The following is a 21,441-nucleotide window of genomic DNA, read 5'->3' as shown; positions in this document are numbered from 1 at the left end:
GCCGACTTCTGCTGCCTTGTCAGGATGTGACAGTGGTGTTGACCGCGACTCACCATCCGCACACGCCTTGTGGCTGAGAGGGGACCTCTACGCTGGATAGCCGGGACGAGCGTCGTACTATCCGTCTAAAGTTGTTCTCGCGTCCGACATCCGCACGGTGGTGGCTCTGGTGGAGGGAACCTTGTCTGAACCGTCGGCGGCCCCCAACTCGCCCGGGGAGCAAGAGCCAGAACTATGCCCGGCGTTGCTACAGGCACTTCCACCAGAAGTCACGAAGACACTGATCGGCTGGCAGGGTAGGTTTGACACCAAGATCATTTTCGATCGCTGGCTGATCCCTGGACGAAGCGGCGCCCAGGTCGCGTCCGTCGCTTTGAGTGGCCGACTGGGCACGCGCAAGGTCGTTATGAAGGTCTGTCCGCCGGGCCAGACGACCAGCAAAGAACCGGTGCGCCACCAACAAGCGCTGGAGGATGCTCCTCAGGCGTTTGCGGCGCGCCATCTGGTCCAGCAGCCCATCGCCCCGGTGAAGACCAGCAAGGGGGGTTGGTGGGTCATGTTCCAGGAGATTGCTGGCGGGAGCATGCGCAATGTGCGGGGTCTATCGACCCTGCGTGGCCGCCAACTGCCAACCCTAGCGGCTTCGGTCGCGTCCTCCGTCCTGGCCGAGTGGAATCCCGCTCCCGACATAGTGAACAAAACACCAGCAGATTTCCTGGCTGAGCACCTCGATGGGCGGCTGACAGCTGGCGGTCCGTTCGACGACCTCCTTAGAGAACTTACCTACGCTCCTGCAGCAGAAGGTACCGATCACCCCCACTGGGTGCGTACGTCACCCCAACGCATATCCCCCAACGCAGCAGCATGGATCAAAGATAGAGCGTGGGACGGTTCGGCTGGCCAGCATATCCTCGCACTTTACGGCAAGGCGCACGGCGACCTGCACCCAGACAATATCGTCCTACCAGTCGGCCCGCATCCCGAGGTTGACAAGTACCGGCTCATCGATCTATCCGCCTATTCTCCGGCTGCTCCACTTAGTCGGGACCCGGTTCACCTATTGCTCTCCTGTGTCATCACAGAAGTGGCTGAGATGACCGAGGTGCAGCGAAAAGCTATTGCGGATTTCCTTATCGATCCGACAATGGATGCCCCTGCGCGACTGCAAGTATCCGGCGTATGTGACATAGCAAACGATATCGCCGAGGCAGGTGAAAGATATGCGCGGCAGATCGACATGCTTGACGATTGGCAGGACGCGCAACTGCTCTCACTTTCTGGGAATGCACTGCTTTTTGCAATTCGCCCACTTAACCCGATCATAAGAGCATGGGCCTATCAGCTCGCGTGTGACGCCCTCGGGAGGTTTCTCGCCGGGCGCGGCATTGAGGCGCCAGCGGGCGATATTCCGCTACTGACGTTTGGTGTTAACCCTGCCGCTACGGTGGATGTGGTGGAGGCCATCGAGGAACTTTCTGAGGCCTGCGGGCGCTGGTCAGGAACCAGCGCGAATATTGCAGTGGTTGACTCGAGTACCCTCAATGATGAAGCAATCGCCCGGTTCGTGCGGCTGGGCTGGGACTTGGTCGTCGAGATAAATCCCCAGACGGACGTTGCCGGGTGCTGGGCGAACGCGAGTTCAGATATGAATCGGGCACACCGGCTTCGGCTTCCAGGTCAGGACCTGATTCTTGGCAAGAAAAGTACATTATGGCTCGCCGCCGCTGGGCTGAGCGATACCAATCCCATCAATCCTATCGAGAACCTCAGGGCTTGGCGTAAGAGATACCTGCGGTTCGTAACCGATGCGTTCGAAGCACTTGCCCGGCATACATCGAAGCCGGTGACCGTCACATGCTTCGGCTCGCCTGGGCGTGCACAACTTGCCATCGGCGAGACTGCTTTGGACGTCTTTGATGACCGGGCACGGTTGGTGGTTGTCTCCGATACGGATGCCGGGGATCTCGCGGACTATGCAGCTGACGTGGTTCGCTGCGATCCGAGCGCGCTTCTGCCTGCAATTGGTTCGACCTCGGTAGCTAGCGATCTTAAGCGTCGGCCAACGTTGCCGTCGACAAACGGCCCGATGCTGGTGCCCGATGAAGTCGTCTCACGGCTCGGAGACACCGCGGAGCTCTTGCACTCAGAGGTGGGCATCAAGGACGACAGTGCGGATGCAGATATCGGGGCGTTCTATCGGGGCAGGCCGATCTCCTGGTTCGAGCTTGACCTCGATCTCGACGTCCCGCGCCGCGTCACTGACGACCTGCTGGTCCGAGTGACGGAGGCGCTGGAGCAGCGAGACACTCTGCGCATTATGCTCGGGCACGCCCCAGGAGCCGGCGGCACCACGGTTGCCCGACGCATCGCTTGGCGTATCAAGGACACCTATCCAACTGTCGTCGTGCGTACCGTCTCCGATGACGTGGTCCTCGCTGAGGCTGTGGCCGATCTGGCCCAACTATCGAGTATGCCTGTCCTCTTGATTGTCGAGTTGGTTCCTGAATCTGTCCTTGATCGTCTTTTCGGCATGCTACGGGCTAGGAGCATCCCAACTGTTCTGCTGATCAGTGCCCGGCGTACGGGGCGAGGATACGGCCAATCTGGCAGAGAAATCGGTGTGAAGGCGTTCCATGGGGGGAGCACTGCCAGTCAGCGAGGCCTGCGGCTTGGCCCCATGACACGACGGAACGAGCGAGTCTTGATGGCGGAACGATTCGCCGAGATGGTGCCGGAGCGAGCAGACGCCCTGTACGCACTGACGGGCGGTAGCTTGGCCACCAATGTCCCGTTCTTTTACGCGTTGACAGCTTTTGATAGCGACTTTGAGGGTGTCCCCCACTACGTTAGACAGTTCTTCAACGGCCTGCGAGAAGAGGAACGTGAGATCCTCATCTTGACTGCGCTGGTGCATCGATTCAGCGGCATCGCGGTTCCAGCTGAGCTGTTCGCGCCCTTGCTGAATTTGCCCAGATCGACACCTGTCGAGCTGGCTAAGTCGGTGAGCGCCCAGCTTCTAGATCTGCTATCTGAGACTGAGCCGGGTACTTGGCGGATGACGCACAGTTTGATCGCCGAGGAAGTCCTTCGACAGTTGCTTATGCCCGAGCGACTTTCCTCAAGGGAAGACTGGCGGGCTGGACTGCCTTCGTGGAGCCTGCGACTAATTAGCCATGCGAGTACCGTCTATGGGCGTTATCTGCCCGAGGATATAAGCCTAATTCTTGGACGCCTTTTTACACGGCGTGATGACCGCGACCCAGTCGAGCCGCGTAGCAACGGGACATACACGGAACTTCTGCAAAGCATGTCCAGTCCAGGTCGATTGGAAGTAATGCGTGAGCTGACCGAAGCGTTCCCTCATGAGCCACATTTTTGGGGACATTTGGGACGGTTGCTCTCCTATGACCATAACGATTATGCGGGTGCCCTCACTGCCGTGGACAGGGCCATTTCTTTGTCCCCACGGGATGCGTTGCTGCATCATATGCGCGGCATGATCTTCCGGAATCAGATACGCAACTTGGTCCGCCAACGACCCGACCAGGACGTCAGTCAGGCTGAACGAGAAAACACGGTGCTCTACTTGGCTGAGTCTGCACGTAACGCCTTCCGCGAGGCATCGGAGCTCGATGACACCAGCGAATATGGCCACATTGCGCTGGCCCGAGTTTGCGTCGACGTTATCGAGTTCGGTTACCAGCTGTCGGGCGAGCGGACTTACGCGACCTTCCTGGCCAAGCCAACGACGGGTGTTTACCGTGATCTCCTAGAGGAAGCAGAGGAGAGCATCGACGCTGCCCGAGAGATCCGCGGTGCCGACCGCGCATCCTTCGCAGCCGAGGAAGCCGAGCTTGGCGTCCTCAAGCTTTATGACGATTACCAGGCGCTTCTTCAGGGGTGGCGCGGCCTACTGGATCGGCCCGACCTATATAAGCCGACAATCAGGCGTCGGCTCGCACGGGCGTACCGAAATCGACATGGCAGCTGGCTTAATGCGAGCCAGCGAGATATTCGACAGGCTGTGGAGCTTCTTGATAGCAACCTCAGGGATGACCCGCGCGACTTCGCGAGTCTCCTGGAGTGGCTCTGGGCAGCGCGATTCATTCCAGTCTCTGTCGACCGTGCGGCCGATCTAGTCGAGATATGGGCGTCTGCGGAGAAAGATCGCAATGCGCTTTTTTATGACTATGTCCTTACCTGTCTTCGGGTGCTTAAAGGGCAGGACAGTGCCATTCCTGAATATCAGCGCAAGCTTGAGCGTTCCAGGGAACGTTCAGCCTTCTTTGGCAACCGTAGATTCGATTACGAGTGGCTTGGAGAGGGGACGGAGCTTGGCAAACTTGTTCACTACACAGATTTGCGTGACTGGGATAGGTCAGGGGAAGGGCCTGCGCCAAGCCATCTTGCGCGCATTTCCGGGCGCGTCAACCGGATCAATGGGCCCGCCTCCGGCACAATAGACTTTGGGCGAGGTGTTGAGGCATTCTTTGTACCGCAACGCGCCGGTCTGCACCGAGGAAGCGACGAAAATCGCAGGGTCAGTGCTTTGCTCGCATTCCGTTACGACGGCCCTCAGGCCTGGAGCGTTCGGACTGAATGAAGGGAGTTTCGGATATTCTTCCTGTGTGCAGATCGTCTCGACGCTAAGGCGGCTGAAGGGCTGATCTGTATACGCGGAAGCGTGGATTGCTACGGCTGACTACATCGCTGTGAGTAGAGTCGCTCAGATCCACCTCCTAGGCATCCGTTATGAGGCTGAGGGGGCGCGACATGATTAGGGTTGGCAACATGGCGCCGAACTTGCCCCCTGGGTGTGATCTGGTCGCGTATGGCGGGAACGCCGAGGACGTTGTGTTGGTGCGTACTTTCGGCGACCGGCCCGGTGGATTCTTCGTGGATGTTGGGGCCGGGAACCCGGTTCAGGGGTCGCTGACCAAGAACTTGGTGGATCGGCTTGGATGGCGCGGGGTCAACATTGAGCCGCTGCCCGAACGCTTCGAGAGGTTGCGGGCTGCTCGGCCGGGTGATGTGACGTTGGACGTGGCGATCGGGGAGCGACCTGGTCTGGCGAGCTTCTTCCGGATCGTTCCGGGGCCGGGGAAGACCGGCGGCGGTGGCTTGAGCACGCTGGAGCGGGACGTACTGGCGTTGCACCTGGCCGATGGATGGCGGTGTGAGGAGTTGCGCGTCGAGGTGACGCGGCTGGAGACGGTGCTGTCGGATTACGCCCAGCCAGGGTTCGATCTGTTGAAGGTGGATGTCGAAGGGGCTGAGGCGTCGGTATTGGCCTCGGCGGATCTGGCGGCGTGGCGGCCGCGGGCGATCGTGATCGAGGCGACGGTGCCCTTGACCTCGCGTCCTAGCCATCACGAGTGGGAGCCGGGCTTGCTGGCGGCGGGATATGAGTTGGCGCTGTTCGACGGGCTGAACCGCTTCTACGCGCGTGACGACGAGCCTGAGCTCCGTGAGCGGTTGTCGGTGCCGGCCAACGTGCTGGACAACTACATCCCGTATCGATGGGCGGTGCGGCTGGGCCTGGCGGTTTAGAGGCTCAGCTCGTCTTCCACTAGCGCCAGTAGGTCCGGATGGTTGTCGCGCAGATGACGGGCTATCCACTGGCCGTCTGTGTCGGATAGTCCCAGGGCGACGGTGTCGATGAGGCGGCGCAACAGCATGAGCGGAAGCAGAGCGTTCAGGGACGCGCGATCGGCTTCGCCGTAACCCTCCAGGAGTGGTTCGGCCGACCCGCCGTGTGGAAGGTCCACGGCAAGCGCCCAGGCCAGGTCGAGCATCGGCGGGCCCTGTTCGACGGCGCCGGGGTCCAGGACGCCGGTGAGGGTGTCGCCGTCGAACAGCGCGTTATGGCCGACGGCAACGTCCCCGTGGATCGGCGTCATTGGCATCGCTTCGCAGGCGTCGCTGAGACGTTGGGCGATAGCGGGGTAGGCGTGGGGGACGGCGCGACGTGCCCAGCCGAGCAAGACGCCGAGCGCCCCAGGGTCGTCGAGCCGTAGGCCGGCGGCCGGGCTGTGGGAGTGCCACGCGCGCAGCATGCTTCCCAGCGCACGCTGCTGCTCGAAGGTCGGCTGGTCGTTGTGTGTTCCAGGTAGCCGTTCGAGGACAGCCCACCAGGTGCCGCCAGGGACGGTGCCATAGTCGAGGAGCTGCGGGGCCGGGATGCCGGTCGCGGTGCGGAGTTGCTCCAGGTGCAGTGCGGTCTCCAGGCGCTCGTGGGCGCGGCGCTGGAGCTTGATGACAGTGCGTTCCCCGTTGATGATCCCGTCGTTGGCATGCTGGACGGGTGGCCCATCGAATGCCGGAGAGGCGGACGCCGACCGCACAGTGCGATCGAGGACATCGCCGGGTAGCCGGTCGGTGGGGATGAACGCCTCTCGGTCAGCCACGTCGAGCGGTGCGCACACACTACGGTGCTGGCGCCGAAGCCGGTCTAGGGGCTCCTTCCAACGCTGTAGGGCGGTGTCGGTGCTGTCCAGCCATTGCAAGGCCGCATCCCGTGGGGCAGGAATGCTGGCCCACCAACTGGTCACTTGGACCCAGACGGGTAGGCACTCGGGTTGCGGGCCTTGGGCGGAGGCGGCGAGCCGCGTGGCGATGGCCGTGGCTTGGTCGATGCGTCCGTCGGCGGCGTACTGCAGTACCCGGATGGCTTCCGCGGGGGTGAGTTCCCCGGTGGCGCCGAGCTCTTCGTATTGGCGGGCTGCACTGTTCAAGAGGTCTGCGGCCTGCGTGTGCTCGCCGCGCAGGGCGTGGGCCATGGAGGCGGCCAGGTCACACTGCGCCACACCGATCAGTTCCCCAACAGCGGAGTTGAGGTCGCGGGCTCGGGGGACGAGGGCGAGGGTGCGGTCGGGGTCGTACCACATCAGTGCGAGGGCCAGGTGGCGCAGGGCGCGGGCTTCCCACAGAGGCGTTCCCGCAGCTTGGGCGGCTTCCAGCGTGGTCTCGAAGAGACGGGCGGCGTCGGCGAAGCGGGCGTTGTGGATGTAGGTGTGGCCGAGCATGTCGGCGACACGGATGCGGTCGAGGCCTTCGTCAGTGGCCTTGTCCATCAGTTCGGCGACCTGCCGGTAGTCGCCGCGGCGAAGGGCGTTGTCGGCCAGGCCGAACAGAGCGCTTGCGCCGATCAGCGAGCCGTCGGGCGTGATCGCCGACAGGTGACCGATCGCTTCGTTCAGGTGTCCGGCGACGTGGGCGCGGGTGCCCAGCTCCCAGCGATAGTAGTCGGCGAATGGGTCGGTGGACTCGGGCGTTGCGTGCTCACCGACCAGCCCCTGCATCGCCTGGTAGCGGTCCTCGGCGTTGAGGTCACCACGGGTGGTCAGCCGGGCGACGGCAGACAGGCGCGTCAGCTCGGGTATCGCTTCCGGTGCGGGTAGGGACGCCAGGACCTGCCAGTGGCCGGCGACGCTCAGGCTGTAGGCGAGGTCGGCCAGCACTGGCGGCAGTACGTCGTGCTCGATCGCGGCACGCAACAGCAGTAAGAATGCGGCGACGGTCCGGCGGCTCCGCTCAGCCAGCGAGGCCGACTCTTCCTCGTCCCAGATCGACAGCGCGATCTTCGCGAGGTGGCTGATGGCGCGCTGCAGGTATTCGCGGCGCTCGCCGAGCGTCCATCCGTCGGGGGTGTGGGCGTCGCAGTCCAGGACACTGCGGCGCAGGTTGTCGTGCAGCCGATAGGCAGGCCACACCGACTCCTCGCGCCGGACGAACGGGCGGGAGGTGAAGGCCTCGATGCGCCGGCGGCGTATGCCCGGGAGCATCGCCTGCAGCAGGTCGGCATCGAACGCTTCGAGCAGCGCGGCGGCACGGAGAAGGTCACGGTCGGTCTCTGACAGGTCCCTCATCGTCCGCAGCACCAGCTCGGGGAACCCGAGTCCGAACACCTCCGGGGGTGGCGTCTGGCCGCGCGCGAGGTACTGCCCGTACAGGCTCGCCGACAGGTCCAGATACAACGGTGACCCGCCGGATCCGTCGATCATCCGGTTCCGCACCGCCTCGTCGATCGCGGGGCGGTCGTCCACGGTCAGTCGGGTCGTCAGATACTCGTTCGCGGACACCGGATCGAAGCCGTCCAGCCTGAGCTGGACCGGTCCAGCGAGATCGGGCCAGCGGTGCGCGCCGCCGTAGGTCAGTCCAAGGGCACGGACCGGGTCGTGCCAGCCCAGTGGCAACCGGCTGGCCGCCAAGAACGCCACGTTCGGCATCAGGTAGACCAACCGCGACACCAGGTCTTCCAGGCCGCCGCGCTCGGACGGCAGCCCCTGGACGATCTCCAGTGTGTCGAGAACGCACACCGCGAGTACGGGCCTCTTGGCGCGGGCGCGTTCCAGGTCAGCCGACAGCAGAACGGGCATGTAGCCGAGCATCCGGTCGGGGTCGGGCTCATCAAGGATCGGGTCGAGCGCGGGCAGCTCGTTACGCAGCGACTTCAGCTTGGCCTTCTGCGCAACGGTGCGTCCGAGCTTGTCCAAGACCTGATAGGTGATGCTGATCGCGCCGAACCCACCGAGGAGCTGGTCGACGGTCCCGCTCACCTGATCCGCTGCCCGCCTTCTGTCCACCGACCCCTTGCCGAGGAAGGCGGCGAGCGACTCACCTGGATGCTTGCGCTCCCAGTAGAGGGCCAATGCGACGTCGAACGCCGGCCAGCTATGCGCCAGAGGCCCCAACCCAGCCCGGACGCGCAACAGCAGAGACTCGAAGCTGGAGGTGTCGGGGTCTGCGAAGTCCAGGACGGCGCACGCCCGGTTCTTCGGAAGCCCGTCCAACTTTCCCTGAACCGCGAGGTCCGCGACGTGACGCGTCAGCGTGGACTTGCCGATGCCGCCCTCTCCAGCCACCGCGAGGATGTTGACCGCGGGCCGCTGGAAGTCCATTAGCGCCGGGACAGGCCACTCACGTGCGGAGTGCTCGATCAGCCAGCGATGACATCGACCGATCTGCTCTTCCCGGTTGGTGAACACCTCATTGGTGGCGAACGGCGCCTCAGGCCCGTAGCCGAAGAACTGATCGATGCTCACCGGAACACCCGATCACATGCGACCACCGATGACAACGCCGCCTGCAGCCCGTCTGGTCCGGCAGTCCCTCACCCTTGAGGGCCTTCTATGAGACAACTGTGCGCTATGTCGACGAATTCGCCGCTAACGCCCGCCGGTGGGCCGATGCATGAGTCGCCGAGGCGGCATCTGGCGTCATCGACCGCGTGACCACCGTCGAGCGTGACCTCGCGTACGAGGATGCGCCCATGCACTGCGACGTCTGCAAGAAGACCATCACCGCCCTCCTCTACCTGGACGAGTAACAGTCCGCATGGTCCCTCCGCTGCTGCAGGGGAAGGACCCCAAGTGCTTGCGGGAGCGCGGAAGCGGCCCTCTGCGCCGGCTCACCTCCAGTCGAAGGTCCCAGCCTTGATCTGATGCCTAAGATTCCGCCAGGCTCGACCTTCGAGGACAAGCTTGGGACCTTCCGGATCCTTGGAGTCCCGCACGGCCGCGTAGCCGCTGACACCGGCCAGTTCGACGCACTGATCCGTCGTCTGCTGGCTGTGTGTGCTCTTGATCCAAGAAACTTGGCTGAAATCCGGAATCATGCTTACTTGTCTACCTGGTCTGGTGGCGACGGGCGATGGCTTTGATCAGGTCGACAGATGCCGCAGGGCTGAGAGCGGTCGCGCTGAGGTGCTGGAATGCAGTGGTTGTGGCCTGGACATCGGCGGCACGTTCCAGAAAGAGGGTGCCCGAGACGCTGTCGACATAGGCGACGTCGGGATCCGGGCCGGGGAAGGTGAAGACTCCGATCATGCCGCTCAGTGAGGCGTGTGGACCTGCGCTGAACGGCATGACCTGGATGTCGACCCCCGGGTGGTGCGCCATCTCTACCAGGTGCATGAGCTGCTCGTGCATGACGTCGAGTCCTCCGATCTCGCGGTAGAGCGCGGCCTCGTCCAGCACTGCCCAGAGCCGAAGGCCGCCTGCCTCAGTGATGACGGCTTGTCTCTTCAGCCGGAGGCTGAGGCGGCGTCCGATCTCGTCCTCTCCCAGCGTCAGCGGGCCGGCACGGGTGATGATCGCTCGCGCGTAGTCGGGGGTCTGCAGGAGGCCCGGGACGGAGGATGGCTGGTACGTCCGTAGCGACTCGGCTGCTGACTCCAGACCGATATAGGTCCGGGCGTTCTTGCTCAGCATGTCGCTGTAGGGCTGCCACCACTCCTTCTGCCGCGCCGCCTTGGCCAACTGGACGAGTGCCTCACGAGTGGCGGGATCGTGAACCTCGTAGAGATCAAGGAGGTCCATGACGTCCGACCAAGGGACGGAAATCCGCCCCTTCTCGATCCGAGAGACCTTCGCTCCATACCAGCCCAGCCGCTCGGTGACCTGGTCACCCGTGAGCCCTACCGCCTCACGCAACTGACGAAGTTCCATGCCGAGTTGTCGGCGTCGGACCGTCGGAGAGGTCACCGCGCCACCCCTTCCATCTCAAGAGAAATTTCACGAGAGCAGTTGCACACGAGTATGCCACCCAGCACACTGACGGTGTGCGGCGAGTCACAGCATGTGGCGGAAGTTGCTTCAGCAGACGTTGATCTTGTCGACGCAGAGGCTGTCGTCGCTGATCAGAGACCGCCGCGCGGCCGGGCTATGGATTGGAGCCCTCGCCCGGCCGCGCGGCCTCACTCCCAAGGGAGGTATGGATGAGGATAGCTTCGAGGGCGTCGGCAGCGCCCCATCCCCAGAGTCCCGAGAGATCTTCCAAGACACTCGGAACTACGGGTGGCAGCACCCTTTCCGTCATGCCGGACCTGGACGGCGCATTGGTCGCCTCAACGGCACCAACGCCGCGCCAGGCCACCGCCGACGGAGGGAACACCAAAGCTGACAGGGATGGTCACTTCTGGCGCGTTGACGTCCCGGGCGTGACCGATGCGGTGCCCTTGCTGCGTCGTTGGGTTCGCCTGCTCCTGGCCGACGACGCGGAACTGACCGAGGCGTTCGAACTGATCGTCAGCGAGTACGGCACCAACGCGCTGTGGCACTCGGCGAGTGGAGGGCCCGGCGGTCGGATCGGGGCCGAACTCTGCATCAGCCGCCGACAGACGCGCCTCACGGTGTTGGACGACGGCCCTGTCCCCGCTCGGACCGATGAGGAAGTCGATCCCGCCGAGCACGGACGCGGACTGATCCTGGCGGACGCCTACGCCGACGAGACCGGCCAGTACGACTGCGACGACGGCCACGCCGTGTGGGCCCTGATCAACCGCTGAGACCGGGACGCGCACCGCACCCCCGCGGTGCGCGTCCTTTGCCGGCCATCCCCCGGCCGGCCCGTCGTGCGGTCGGTGGCTGATTCCCCCCGAATTCACCGGCCGCACGACACCCATGAGCCATCCATCACCTGACGAGCGCGCTTGCCGCGTTCGCTCTGGAGGTGACGTCATGACCTTCCACGAGCACGCCCTCCGTCCCAGCGACTTCTCTGTGGCGCCTGCCGCTGCGTGGAACCACGCCCTGGCAGAAGAAACCGATCTCGACCAGGCCGTGGAGCTCCTGCGGCGGCGCTACCCCGACCTGTGCATCTATTGGGGCGAGTACACCGGCTCCCTTTGGGCCTTGCTGCCTGATCAGCTGGTCGAGGCGAAGACCGCCTTTGACCTCGCCAGACGCCTCGATGTGATCCTTAAGCGCCCCAATACCTGGAGTGTCGGAGACCGCTACGTCCAGCACGAGAGACCGGCCTCTCGAGCAGCGGACGGGACGTGGGCCGTGCCGGAAAGGAAGGCGCCTTCCACGGCAGGTCAGCCCCGACGCATTGTCTCGGCATCACGCCGTCGGCGTAGCAGCCTCCTCCGTCGCGTCCTGGTCAGTTGCCATCGCATCCTGCCAGGACAATCGAAGGTGGCACCTCACCCCTGCTGAAGCGCCGTCAGGAGGAGGCGGCGGCTTCTTAGCCCCTCGGAGCCGTGACCAGGCCTACGGCTGACATGCCGTGGGTGAGGTAGACGGCCGCGACCATGAGGAACGGCCATGACGGCTAACAGGAACCCGACCTCCTCAAGGCTTTGCGTGACTCGATCGCCTTCGGGCTTGAGGTTGAGGGCATCGCAGGTGACACCCTCCAACTCCGCTTGCCTCCATCGGGTACCAGAATCCGTACTACTCGCCGTCTCCATCGACCGTCCTGGCGATGAGGTATACCGCATCCGGGGACGCAATGCCTGCTTGCTGTTCACCAGAGAAGAAACGTCGGAGAATTGAACGTCGCTTTTGTATTCGAGGAGAGCTAGCCTGTTGGCGGCATCTCGGGGACCTGAATTCTCCATAACTCTGCGGCACGCCCCGGACCGCCGCAACAGCATAAGGGATTGAGAGTCACGCGCTGGCACATTTGGCCGCTGCAGTGATTAGAGGCTGCAAGGTAGGGCCGTGTCGCGACACGTTGTGGATTAATGGAAATCCACCGTGCACACTAATGTGGTGCGGGACCGAGCGCGGTCCTGAACGAGTCGATCGGAGGTGGAGCGACGAGCGACGAGCAGCTCAATCAGCCACGCAAGCTGCAGCGACGTTCGCAGCTTGGCGGAGGGCGCCGGCGGGACCGTGAGATGAGATTTCGAGTCAGCGACCAGGAGTACGCGGAGATACGCGCAGCAGCCCAGCGAGCAGGAGCCGCCTACGGAACATTCATCGTCCACACCGTACAGGCTGCCACCAGGCAGAACAGATTGGGACAGCAGCCGACCGAAGAATTGTGTGAAGAACTACGCAGTATCGCGCGACAATTGAACCGAATCGGAGTGAACCTCAATCAGCTGACGCGCATCGCGAACGCGACAGGACAGGCGCCTCGCGAACTGACTGCTGCATTGTTGTATCTGGAGAGCGTCCTCCGCAGAGTGGACGCCTCATCGGTCGAGATCGGTCGGCTCCTGCGTTGATCGGCAAGGTGACCCGCGGCCAGGGCGTCGCAAGGCTGCTGTCCTACCTCTACGGCCCCGGCCGCCGCAACGAGCACATCGATCCCCACATCGTCGCGGGTTTCCGACTCCCCATGGCACTGGAACCCGGCACCGACGCCAGAGGCGACTGGGACTTCCGCCACCTGGCCGGTGTCCTGACCTCCCCGCTCGACACCCTCCGGCACACGCCTCTGGCGTTGCCAATCTGGCAGTGCTCGATCAGAGCGGCACCCACAGACCGAACCCTGTCGGATGACGAATGGGCCGACATCGCCGAGACGGTGATGCACCAGACCGGGTTCGCGCCGCGGGGCGATGACGAAGCATGCCGCTGGATCGCAGTGCGGCATGCCGTCGACCACATCCACCTCGTCGCCGTCCTGGCGCGCGAAGACGGACGCAACCCCAACGTCCACCGCGACTACTACAAGGTCGCCGACGCCTGTCACCTCGCCGAGGAACGCTACGGCCTCACCCGAACCGCGCCCGCCGACCGCACAGCAGCACCCCGACCGACCCGAGCCGAGACAGAACTCGCCGACCGCCAGAACTGGCCAGAGCCGCCTCGCACCACCCTCCGCCGGCACGTAGCCACCGCAGCCGCCGGAGCCGAAAACGAGGGCGACTTCTTCGCCGCGCTCGAGCATGCAGGAGTGCTGGTGAAGGTACGCCATAGTGCCCGTACACCTGGGGAGATCACCGGTTACGCCGTTGCGCTCCCGCATCACGACAATAAACGGAACCAGCCAGTCTGGTTCTCCGGCGGAAAGCTCGCCGCCAACCTCACGCTCCCCAAACTCCGCAAGCGCTGGTCGGCGCCGCAGGAAGGCAACCGCTTCGACCGCCGGCCCTTCGGCGGGGTGGAGCTGACCCACGAGGAGCGATCCGCTGCCTACCAGCACGCCGCCCGAGCCACCGCGACTGCCACGTGGCAGATGCGCCATATCCAGGACCCGGCCGTCCGCGCCGACGTGGCTGCCGCGACCTCCGACGTCCTGCACGTGACCGCGGCCCTCACAGGCAACCGGGAACTCGCCCGTGCCGCCGACTTCTACGATCGTGCAGCTCGCGAACCCTACGGACGCCAACCACCCCTGACTCCCTACGGCACGAACCTCCGCACGGCTGCCAGAGCACTGGCCCTATCCGGTATCCGAGGACAACGCGGTAACCGTCCCAGCCTCGCCGACGTCCTATCCCACCTGGTCGTGCAGCTCGCCGCCCTGATCGAGGCGATCGCGGAGCACCGGCAGTTGCAGCAACGCGCTGCCCAGGCAGCTGCTGCCCGCAAGGCCGCCGCTCAGCTCAGCAGACTCAGCCGACCAACTCCGCGGCCACCCTCTCCAACTCTGCCACGGACACTACCGAACTACACGGCGGAGCAGAATGCGGCGCGCCTCGCTGTGATGGGCTTTCCAATACCCCTCAGCCACCAGCTCGCAGACAGCCCGTACCGAATCAGCGCGCCCACACCAACGCCCCCTGGCCCTTACCGCCGCCGTGGCCCATCGCGGTAACCCGATCACCAAACCCCGGCGCCACGCCGTCATGGTCGTGGCGCAAAGATCAGCGTCTCTGCATACTAACGGAGCGCAAACAGCGCCAACGATGCGCAAGCAGTGCATCGGTGCAGCGTCCGCGCAGGTAGAGCTGCACCACCTCACGACCAACACGCAAGAGAGGCGAAGCCATGACCGACCACAGCCCCCAAGCGGGCCTCGTATCTACAAGGACACATTCACATGACCGACTACAGGCGGGCTCCTGCTGCCGCTCGTAACGACGACCAAACGGCGGACCTCGCGAGCAACCTCTACGAACACGTCCGCCAGCTCAACTACGCCACGGCTGGCCCTCCGAGTCTCACCCTCCCCGGCACCGCGTACACCATCCTCGGCAACCTCAGCGCAGCAACCTACGGCCTCGATCAGCTCCTCGACCAGATCAACCGCTTCTTCCTCCGGGAGCTGCAAGCCGACCGTCTCGGCCACAACCAGGCCGAAGACCTCGCCGATGTCCTGAGCCGCCACGGCCAAGCTCTAGCTGAAGCCAGGCAGCACGCCCGAGCTCTCTGCGCGGCCCTCAGCGATGCCCAATCGGCCATCAACGCCGTCCACTCCCGCGCCACCCGCGGACGCGAAGCGCTCCCAACCATCGAGGGCAAAACCCACGTGGACGACGCTGGAGTGGCAGCGGCGGCCAACGACTTCCCCAGACCGATCACCGATCCGACGCTCCTCGCACCACCTCCCGCCGCCGAACGAAACCCCTTCATCCGCACTCGCCGCGCGAACACCCCGGAGGCCTGAGCATGGAGCCGATGACCCACGAGGAGCTCGCAGCCCTCCCCACCACAACGACCATCGAGACCGCTGCCCGAGCCCTCGGCCTCGGCCGAACCCGCGCCTACCAACTCGCCCGCGAGAACCGCTTCCCCTGCAAGGTCATCCGCATAGGCACCACCTACCGAGTAGTCACCGCCGACCTCCAACACCTTGTGGCTGGCGCCAGCGACTGAATGAGAACGCACGGTTATCTGGACAGATCCCCGCACGGCCCCGGTGGTGCCAGCAGGGCTCCAGCGTGGGTCCTCCGGAGGCTGGTCGTGGCGGCGTTCGGCGGATGGCCAGCTCTGACATGCTGCTCTCCGGCACAGGCGCCTCCGCGCCGCTGGGGGCGCGAAACGCCACTACCATCGAGTGTGCGTTGCGACGCTGTTCTGCGCTGAGGGGCCGCTCCTGGCCTTGAGGTCATGGCTCTTACGTGCTGCTGGTGGAGGCGAATAAGGTCGGGCCATGAGTGTGTTCGATGTGGAAGGCGCCCCAGTCGGCAGCCATCGGGAGCCGATCCCGATGTCGGACATCGACATGGCTCTTACCTCGCAGCTCGTGGTGGCGTGGGCGGGCGAGACGGGAGAAGAACGCAGGTTGGGGTGGTGGCGCTGCGACCTCGCATCCGAGTACGGCGGCGAGGACCTGTTCCGTCGACTGCTGCCGTCCACCTGGCGCTGGGCCGCGCTCCAGGGCGCGCGCGAGGCTGCCCGGCGGGTCGATGCGGAGCTCCGGCGCCGTGACCATCAGCCCGACCGGATCGTCTCGCTCTTCAGCCTGGGCTTCGAACTGGACGAGCGGATCGAGGAGCGCCTCGCAGACCTGAAGCGCTCGGGCCGTACGCCGGCCGAGGCACTGCCGGGCCTCGCGATCACCTACGACGGCTGGCGCCCAGATAGCTTCTGGGACTGGGTTGCCGGCCATGGCGAGGCAGGCGGAACCGCCTCCCCGGCCGGGCGGCGGCTCAGCGGAAATCTCCCGGCGACCGCGGGGCAGCAGGCACGCAGGCTCGTCGCGGGGCTGGCGCCGGCAGCCGAGCGCTATCCGCTTCCCCACTTCAGGAGGGCGCTGTGACGGCCCAGCGCGAGACGACCCTCATGCACACGCGGCTGTCACGGTGCGCCCTCGAGGTGGAGGACTCACGCGCCTTCTGGGCCCGCGCCGAAGGAGTTACGAGCGTAAGCGCCCAGCAGGCGTTCGACGAGTACTGGTTCGGCGCCCGGAGCCTGGCGCGCGTCGAAGTTCTTCTCGCCAATATGCGGGCCCGCTTCAGCGCCTTCCCTGCGGCACTCGCCGTCCTTCACCGCTGGCAGCACATGTTGCCGGAGACGCGCCGGGTTATCTGCCACTGGCACCTGCAGCTCAGCGACCCGCTCTACCGGCACTTCACGGGCATCTACCTGGCGGAGCGCCGTGCGGGAGCCCGGCCCGAGGTGACTCGGGACCTTGTGGCCGCCTGGGTCGGGCAGCACGGCCCTAGCCACTGGACGATGACGATGCGCATCCAGTTCGCCAGCAAGCTCCTGTCCGCGGCGTACTCGGCCACCATCGTGACGTCTAACCGGGATCCGCGCCCCATTGGGACGCCGCGCGTGCCGGACGAGGCTCTTGAGTATCTCCTGTACCTCTTGCGCGAGACGGAGTTCGAGGGAAGCCTCCTCGACAACCCGTACCTAAGATCGGTCGGCCTTGACGGCCCTATCCTCCCAGAGCGCCTGCGGGGGCTCCCTGGCCTCGCGTTCCGGCGGCAGGGCCACCTCACCGACTTTGGCTGGCGTCACCAGGACCTGCACGCCTGGGCAGCGGCCACCCTCCGCGATGGCACCTCGCGACTGACCGGGGCCGCCCTGTGACCCTCCCCCCGTTCCAGCAGAGTCCGCTGCTCCAACATGGTCCACTGCCGGAGGCGTTCACCGCACTGCGCCGGGACCTCATCCACGAAGAAGGCCCACGCATCAGCACGATGCGCAATTACCGCTTCGCCATCGTGCAGTACGAGCCAGCCGAGGAGTTCAGGCTCCGCGGCGCGGTGCAGCAGCTGACCACCGACCTAGCCGCGAACGGCTGGATGGTCATCTCGATCAGCCTGCAGAAGCTGTTCATTGACAGGGTCAGGGCGCAAGGCCAGGACTGGGTTGACCGAGTCGTGGCCATGGAGAAGCGTCTGGCCGGCGCCGACCCGGAGCGCGGGCTGAACTACCTGAAGTCGAAGGTCTCGCCCCTCATCGAGGGGCCGGACGGTATCGCGGCTGACTGCTCCCGCCTCGTCTGCGAGTACGCTGACCGCCACCCCGACAGCATCGACCGGACGGTCGCCCTCATCGGGCGCGCAGGAGCGCTCTACCCCTTCATCCGGTCGTCAGCTTTGCTGCGCCACCTCGACGGCCGGACGCGCAACGTTCCGGTGGTCCTGCTCTATCCGGGTGAGCGGCGCGGGCCGACTGGGCTCTCGTTCATGGGCATTCTCAGTCCGGACAACGACTACCGGCCACGAATCTATCCATGAGGGGCATCATGCTGATTCGAGACCTCTTCGCCTCCGACATCACGCGGGACATCCCACCCGTCGTGTACTTCCACGAGCAGGCTCCGGACAAGCTCGCCGCCGAGGTGTCTGAGTACATCGTCACCGGCGGCTGGCCCGAGGACCACCCGAACCACCGCCGCGTGCCGCAGGGCATCCACGAGCAGTACGTCAGGCTGCTGACAGGCATCGCCAAAGAGCTTGGCAAGCCCGGTGGCCCCGAACTGCCCAACGTCTGGATCTCTGGTTTCTACGGCTCTGGCAAGTCGAGTTTCGCCAAGCTACTCGGCCTCTCCCTCGATGGAGTTGCGCTGCCGGATGGTGGCTCGCTCGCGGAGGCATGGCTGCAGCGGGACACCTCACCGAAATTCGCCGAGCTCCGTGCGGCGTGGGACGCGGTGCGCCAGCGTATCAATCCACTGGCGGTCGTCTTCGACATCGGGTCCATCGCGCGCGATGGCGAGCAACTCCATGCTGCAGCGGTGCGCCAGGTCCAGCGACGGCTCGGCTACTGCATCGAGCCTCTCGTCGCGGACTTCGAGCTGCGTCTAGAGCGCGACGGAGAGTGGTCTCGTTTCGAGGAGCAGGCTCAGGAAGTACTCGGCAAGCCGTGGGCGAGTGTGAAGGAGAACTCGCTGGCCGAGGAGGATTTCTCACTCGTCATGAGCAAGCTATATCCCGACCGGTACGCGGACTCCATGGCCTGGTTCACCAGTCGTGGCGGCACTCACACGCGCTCGGAGTCACCTGAGGAGGCCGTGGCGGCCATCCGCGACATGCTGAAGTTCCGCCGCCCGGACGCCACTCTCTTCCTCGTAATCGACGAAGTCTCCCAGTACGTTCTCTCCTACCGAGATCGCGTGGACCGGCTGCGCGCCTTTGCGACGGCGATCGGCGCCACGCTCCGCGGACGCGCCTGGCTGATGGCGCTCGGGCAGCAGAAGCTCGACGACGAGGCGGACGACTCCTTCCTCGTCTGGGCGAAGGACCGCTTCCCCCCTGGCCTCCGTGTCCACCTCGCACCGACTAACATCAGGGACGTCGTCCACAAGCGACTTCTGCAAAAACGTGCCGACGCAGAGGAGCCGCTTCGCGCCCTCTTCGAGAGCAACCGGCCCGACCTCAAGCTTTATGCTTACGGCTGCGAGTCGGTGACTCCGGAGGAGTTCATCGATGTCTATCCGATGCTCCCCGGGCAAATCGATCTTGTCCTGCAGATCACCACCGCCCTGCGGACCCGCTCGGCCCGGGCCCAGGGGGACGACCAAGCGATCCGCGGCCTGCTCCAGCTTCTCGGCGAGCTCTTCCGCAGCCAGCGCCTCGCTGACCAGCCGGTCGGCGGCCTGGTGACCCTAGACCAGATCTACGAGGTGCAGCACACCGCCCTCGACGCCGACGTGCAGGCCTCGATGGCCCGCGTTCTGAGCCAATGCACGGCTGACACGGACCGGCTTCTGGTGCGGGCGGCCAAGGCAGTGGCCCTGCTCGAGCTCATCCAGGAGACCCAGGCCACCGATTCGAAGCTCGTAGCGCAGTGCCTCTATGACAGGGTCGATCGCGGCAATCAAGTAACCGCCGTCACCGAGGCGCTGGAGGAGCTGCGCCGCCGCAACCTCCTGGCGTACTCCGAGAAGCACGGCTACAAGCTCCAGTCCTCTGCGGGCGAAGAGTGGGAGCGCGAACGCCGCGACATCCCTGCCCCGCGTGAAGCTCTCAGCGAGATCGTCCAGGAAGGGCTCAAGTACCTACTTGCTACTCCCGATCGCCCACAGCACCAAGGGCGGTCGTTCCCTTGGGCAGGACAGTTCTCCGACGGCCGTCGCGCCGACGACGTGAGCCTCCTTGACTCGCGCGACGACGCCGCCGTCCGCGTCGACTTCCGCTACCTGGCCGCCGAGGAGCGCGCCGAGAGCACGTGGGTAACGAGGAGCGGCGAGGCTGCACTTCACGACCGCCTTGTCTGGCTGTCCGGCGATAGCGAGGCCGTAGGCGAGTGTGCGCGTGATCTGCACCGCTCACGCGCGATGGTCAAGAAGTACAAGTCGCGCCGCGACTCGCTGAATCCCGCCCGCAGGCTGCTGCTCCAACAGGAGGAGAACCGCGCCGAGGATCTCGACAAGCGCGCACGGGACACCATCGCAGCGTCATGGATGGCCGGACGGATGTACTTCCGAGGACGCCGCATCTCGCCATCCGACCATGGCGCGACGTTCGCCGTAGCACTCCACCAGGCGGCTACCCGGGTACTGCCTGACCTGTTCCCGCACTTCATTCCAACGCAGGTCCAGCCGTCCGAGCTGCTCCAGCTCGTCGAACCCGAGCTCTCGGGCCCATCGCCCAAATTCCTCACGGGCGACCTTGGCATCCTTGAGCTCGACGCCGGACGATACGTCCCCTCGTGTGGTGGCGTCGTGGTACGCCGCATCCAGGAGTACATCGAGTCGGAGGGCGGTAGCAGCGGGACAGCTCTCCTCGCCCGGTTCGGCGGCCCGCCCTACGGCTACACGGCGAATGTCGTGAAGGCCTGTGTCGCGGGCCTGCTGCGCGCCACCAAGGTACGCCTCCAGCCCGAGGGTGGAGAAGAGATCACCGCCATCCGCGACGCTGGAGTGCGTGACCTCTTCGAGCGGGATCGCGACTTCCGGCGCGCCACCATCTTTCCGGCCGGCCAAGACGATATCGGCTTCCAATCACGAGCGCGCATCTGCAGGTTCTTCGAGAAGTGCTTCGGGTCACGCATCGATCGCGAAGATGATCAGATCGCCAATGCAGTCGTACAGCACTTCCCGGCAGTAGCACAGCAGCTCCGGGACGTCCAGAGTCGACTCAGTCAGCTTCCCGGCTCTCCCCCGGGACCAGCGGTGCTCGGCAAGCTCGGCGAGGCCCTGGAGAAGTGCCTCAGTAACTGCCGGCAGACCAGACCAACTGTGCAGGCGGTCAAAAGTCACCTTGACACCTTGCAGGACGGCGTGTACACGCTGCAGCTCTACGGCGCGGAGCTGACGACCGATGCCATTAGGGCAGTCAAGGACGCTCACCGAGTGCTCGCGTACGAAGCGGCTCAGCTGACGGACGCCGGTATCGAGCCTACGAATGTCGTGGTAGCCGCGACCCGTGTATCCACCCAGCTCGCGGCGGAGCGGCCCTGGCTAGACATCAGCGCGCTCGCCGAGGATCTCGCCGAAATCCTCGCCTGTTACCGCGCAGAGCGGCAGCGGCTGCTCCAGTGGCAGGAGCGACAAGCGGAGGCGGCCCGTGGCCGTGTTCGGGCGCGTGACGGCTTCAGCATCCTCACGGCCGATCAAGCGCACAGCGTACTGCGGCCCTTCACGGGGGCGGTCACCGACACCACCGCCGAGGCGGTCGCGCCACCGCTGACTGCCCTGGCGGACCCATTCACAGTTGCACTACAGCGTGCTGAGAATCAGGCGAACGACCTCCTCGACGACATACTGAGCACGGGCAACAGGCCACTCATCACCCGCGTCGACCTGCAGTTGCGCAATCGTGAAGTTGCGACGGAGGCCGACGTGCAGGCGCTCGTAGAGGAGATCAGGGAACGCTTGCTCGGGCAAGTCAGGGCCGGCGCCCGAGTGCGGCTACTGTGA

General features: G+C 64.9%; 15 protein-coding genes. 12 read left to right on the top strand and 3 right to left on the bottom strand.

What is annotated here, in order from left to right:
• Positions 1-160 precede the first annotated feature (160 nt).
• Together E1284_RS00970 and E1284_RS00965 are read left to right on the top strand one after the other, a co-directional pair.
• Positions 161-4,603 (top strand): tetratricopeptide repeat protein, encoded by a 4,443-nt coding sequence (locus E1284_RS00970; RefSeq protein ID WP_131935976.1) that lies wholly within the window; start codon positions 161-163, stop codon positions 4,601-4,603.
• Between the two features lie 188 nt (positions 4,604-4,791).
• Positions 4,792-5,550 carry an FkbM family methyltransferase gene (locus E1284_RS00965; protein WP_165965074.1) on the top strand — a complete coding sequence of 253 codons (759 nt, stop codon included), beginning with the start codon at positions 4,792-4,794 and terminating at the stop codon, positions 5,548-5,550.
• Here E1284_RS00965 and E1284_RS00960 read toward each other — a convergent pair.
• The 3 genes from E1284_RS00960 to E1284_RS00950 form a co-directional block, all read right to left on the bottom strand.
• The gene (locus E1284_RS00960; protein ID WP_131935972.1) at positions 5,547-9,044 is read right to left on the bottom strand and encodes an aminoglycoside phosphotransferase family protein; all 3,498 of its coding nucleotides are present in this window, start codon (positions 9,042-9,044) and stop codon (positions 5,547-5,549) included. The two genes, E1284_RS00965 and E1284_RS00960, sit on opposite strands and share 4 nt — an antisense overlap.
• Positions 9,045-9,409: 365 nt before the next feature.
• Positions 9,410-9,616, bottom strand: a complete 207-nt coding sequence (locus E1284_RS00955) for a DUF397 domain-containing protein (RefSeq protein WP_131935970.1) — start codon at positions 9,614-9,616, stop codon at positions 9,410-9,412.
• A 10-nt stretch (positions 9,617-9,626) separates the two neighbouring features.
• On the bottom strand, positions 9,627-10,484 hold the full coding sequence (locus E1284_RS00950; protein ID WP_131935968.1) for a helix-turn-helix domain-containing protein: 858 nt from the start codon (positions 10,482-10,484) through the stop codon (positions 9,627-9,629).
• Positions 10,485-10,816: 332 nt separating this feature from the next.
• On the opposite strand from E1284_RS00950, the gene E1284_RS00945 reads away from it, so the two are divergent.
• The 10 genes from E1284_RS00945 (at position 10,817) to brxC (ending at position 21,441) form a co-directional block, all read left to right on the top strand.
• Positions 10,817-11,287, top strand: a complete 471-nt coding sequence (locus tag E1284_RS00945; protein ID WP_165965073.1) for an ATP-binding protein — start codon at positions 10,817-10,819, stop codon at positions 11,285-11,287.
• Positions 11,288-11,459: 172 nt separating this feature from the next.
• Complete coding sequence (locus E1284_RS00940) at positions 11,460-11,939, top strand: hypothetical protein (RefSeq protein WP_131935966.1); 480 nt, start codon at positions 11,460-11,462, stop codon at positions 11,937-11,939.
• A gap of 578 nt (positions 11,940-12,517) precedes the next feature.
• Positions 12,518-12,958: a plasmid mobilization protein gene (locus tag E1284_RS43900; protein WP_424923461.1), complete on the top strand. Its 441-nt coding sequence runs from the start codon at positions 12,518-12,520 to the stop codon at positions 12,956-12,958.
• Positions 12,955-14,496, top strand: a complete 1,542-nt coding sequence (locus tag E1284_RS00930; protein ID WP_131935964.1) for a hypothetical protein — start codon at positions 12,955-12,957, stop codon at positions 14,494-14,496. The genes E1284_RS43900 and E1284_RS00930 overlap by 4 nt, the downstream gene beginning before the upstream one ends.
• 225 nt (positions 14,497-14,721) lie before the next feature.
• Positions 14,722-15,288 carry a hypothetical protein gene (locus tag E1284_RS00925; protein ID WP_131935963.1) on the top strand — a complete coding sequence of 189 codons (567 nt, stop codon included), beginning with the start codon at positions 14,722-14,724 and terminating at the stop codon, positions 15,286-15,288.
• Positions 15,289-15,299: 11 nt separating this feature from the next.
• The gene (locus E1284_RS00920; RefSeq protein ID WP_131935962.1) at positions 15,300-15,497 is read left to right on the top strand and encodes a helix-turn-helix domain-containing protein; all 198 of its coding nucleotides are present in this window, start codon (positions 15,300-15,302) and stop codon (positions 15,495-15,497) included.
• A gap of 277 nt (positions 15,498-15,774) precedes the next feature.
• Positions 15,775-16,383 carry a BREX-6 system BrxE protein gene (gene brxE / locus E1284_RS00915; protein WP_207923477.1) on the top strand — a complete coding sequence of 203 codons (609 nt, stop codon included), beginning with the start codon at positions 15,775-15,777 and terminating at the stop codon, positions 16,381-16,383.
• A complete protein-coding gene (locus E1284_RS00910; protein WP_131935961.1) occupies positions 16,380-17,162 on the top strand; it encodes a DUF1819 domain-containing protein in 783 nt (260 codons plus the stop codon). The genes brxE and E1284_RS00910 overlap by 4 nt, the downstream gene beginning before the upstream one ends.
• On the top strand, positions 17,159-17,815 hold the full coding sequence (locus E1284_RS00905) for a DUF1788 domain-containing protein (RefSeq protein ID WP_207923476.1): 657 nt from the start codon (positions 17,159-17,161) through the stop codon (positions 17,813-17,815). Before E1284_RS00910 ends, E1284_RS00905 begins: the two co-directional genes overlap by 4 nt.
• An 8-nt stretch (positions 17,816-17,823) precedes the next feature.
• A complete protein-coding gene (gene brxC / locus E1284_RS00900) occupies positions 17,824-21,441 on the top strand; it encodes a BREX system P-loop protein BrxC (protein WP_131935960.1) in 3,618 nt (1,205 codons plus the stop codon).

The sequence above is a fragment of the Actinomadura bangladeshensis genome (genome assembly GCF_004348335.1).
GTDB lineage: Bacteria > Actinomycetota > Actinomycetes > Streptosporangiales > Streptosporangiaceae > Spirillospora > Spirillospora bangladeshensis.
This window is presented reverse-complemented; position numbering and strand designations above follow the sequence as displayed.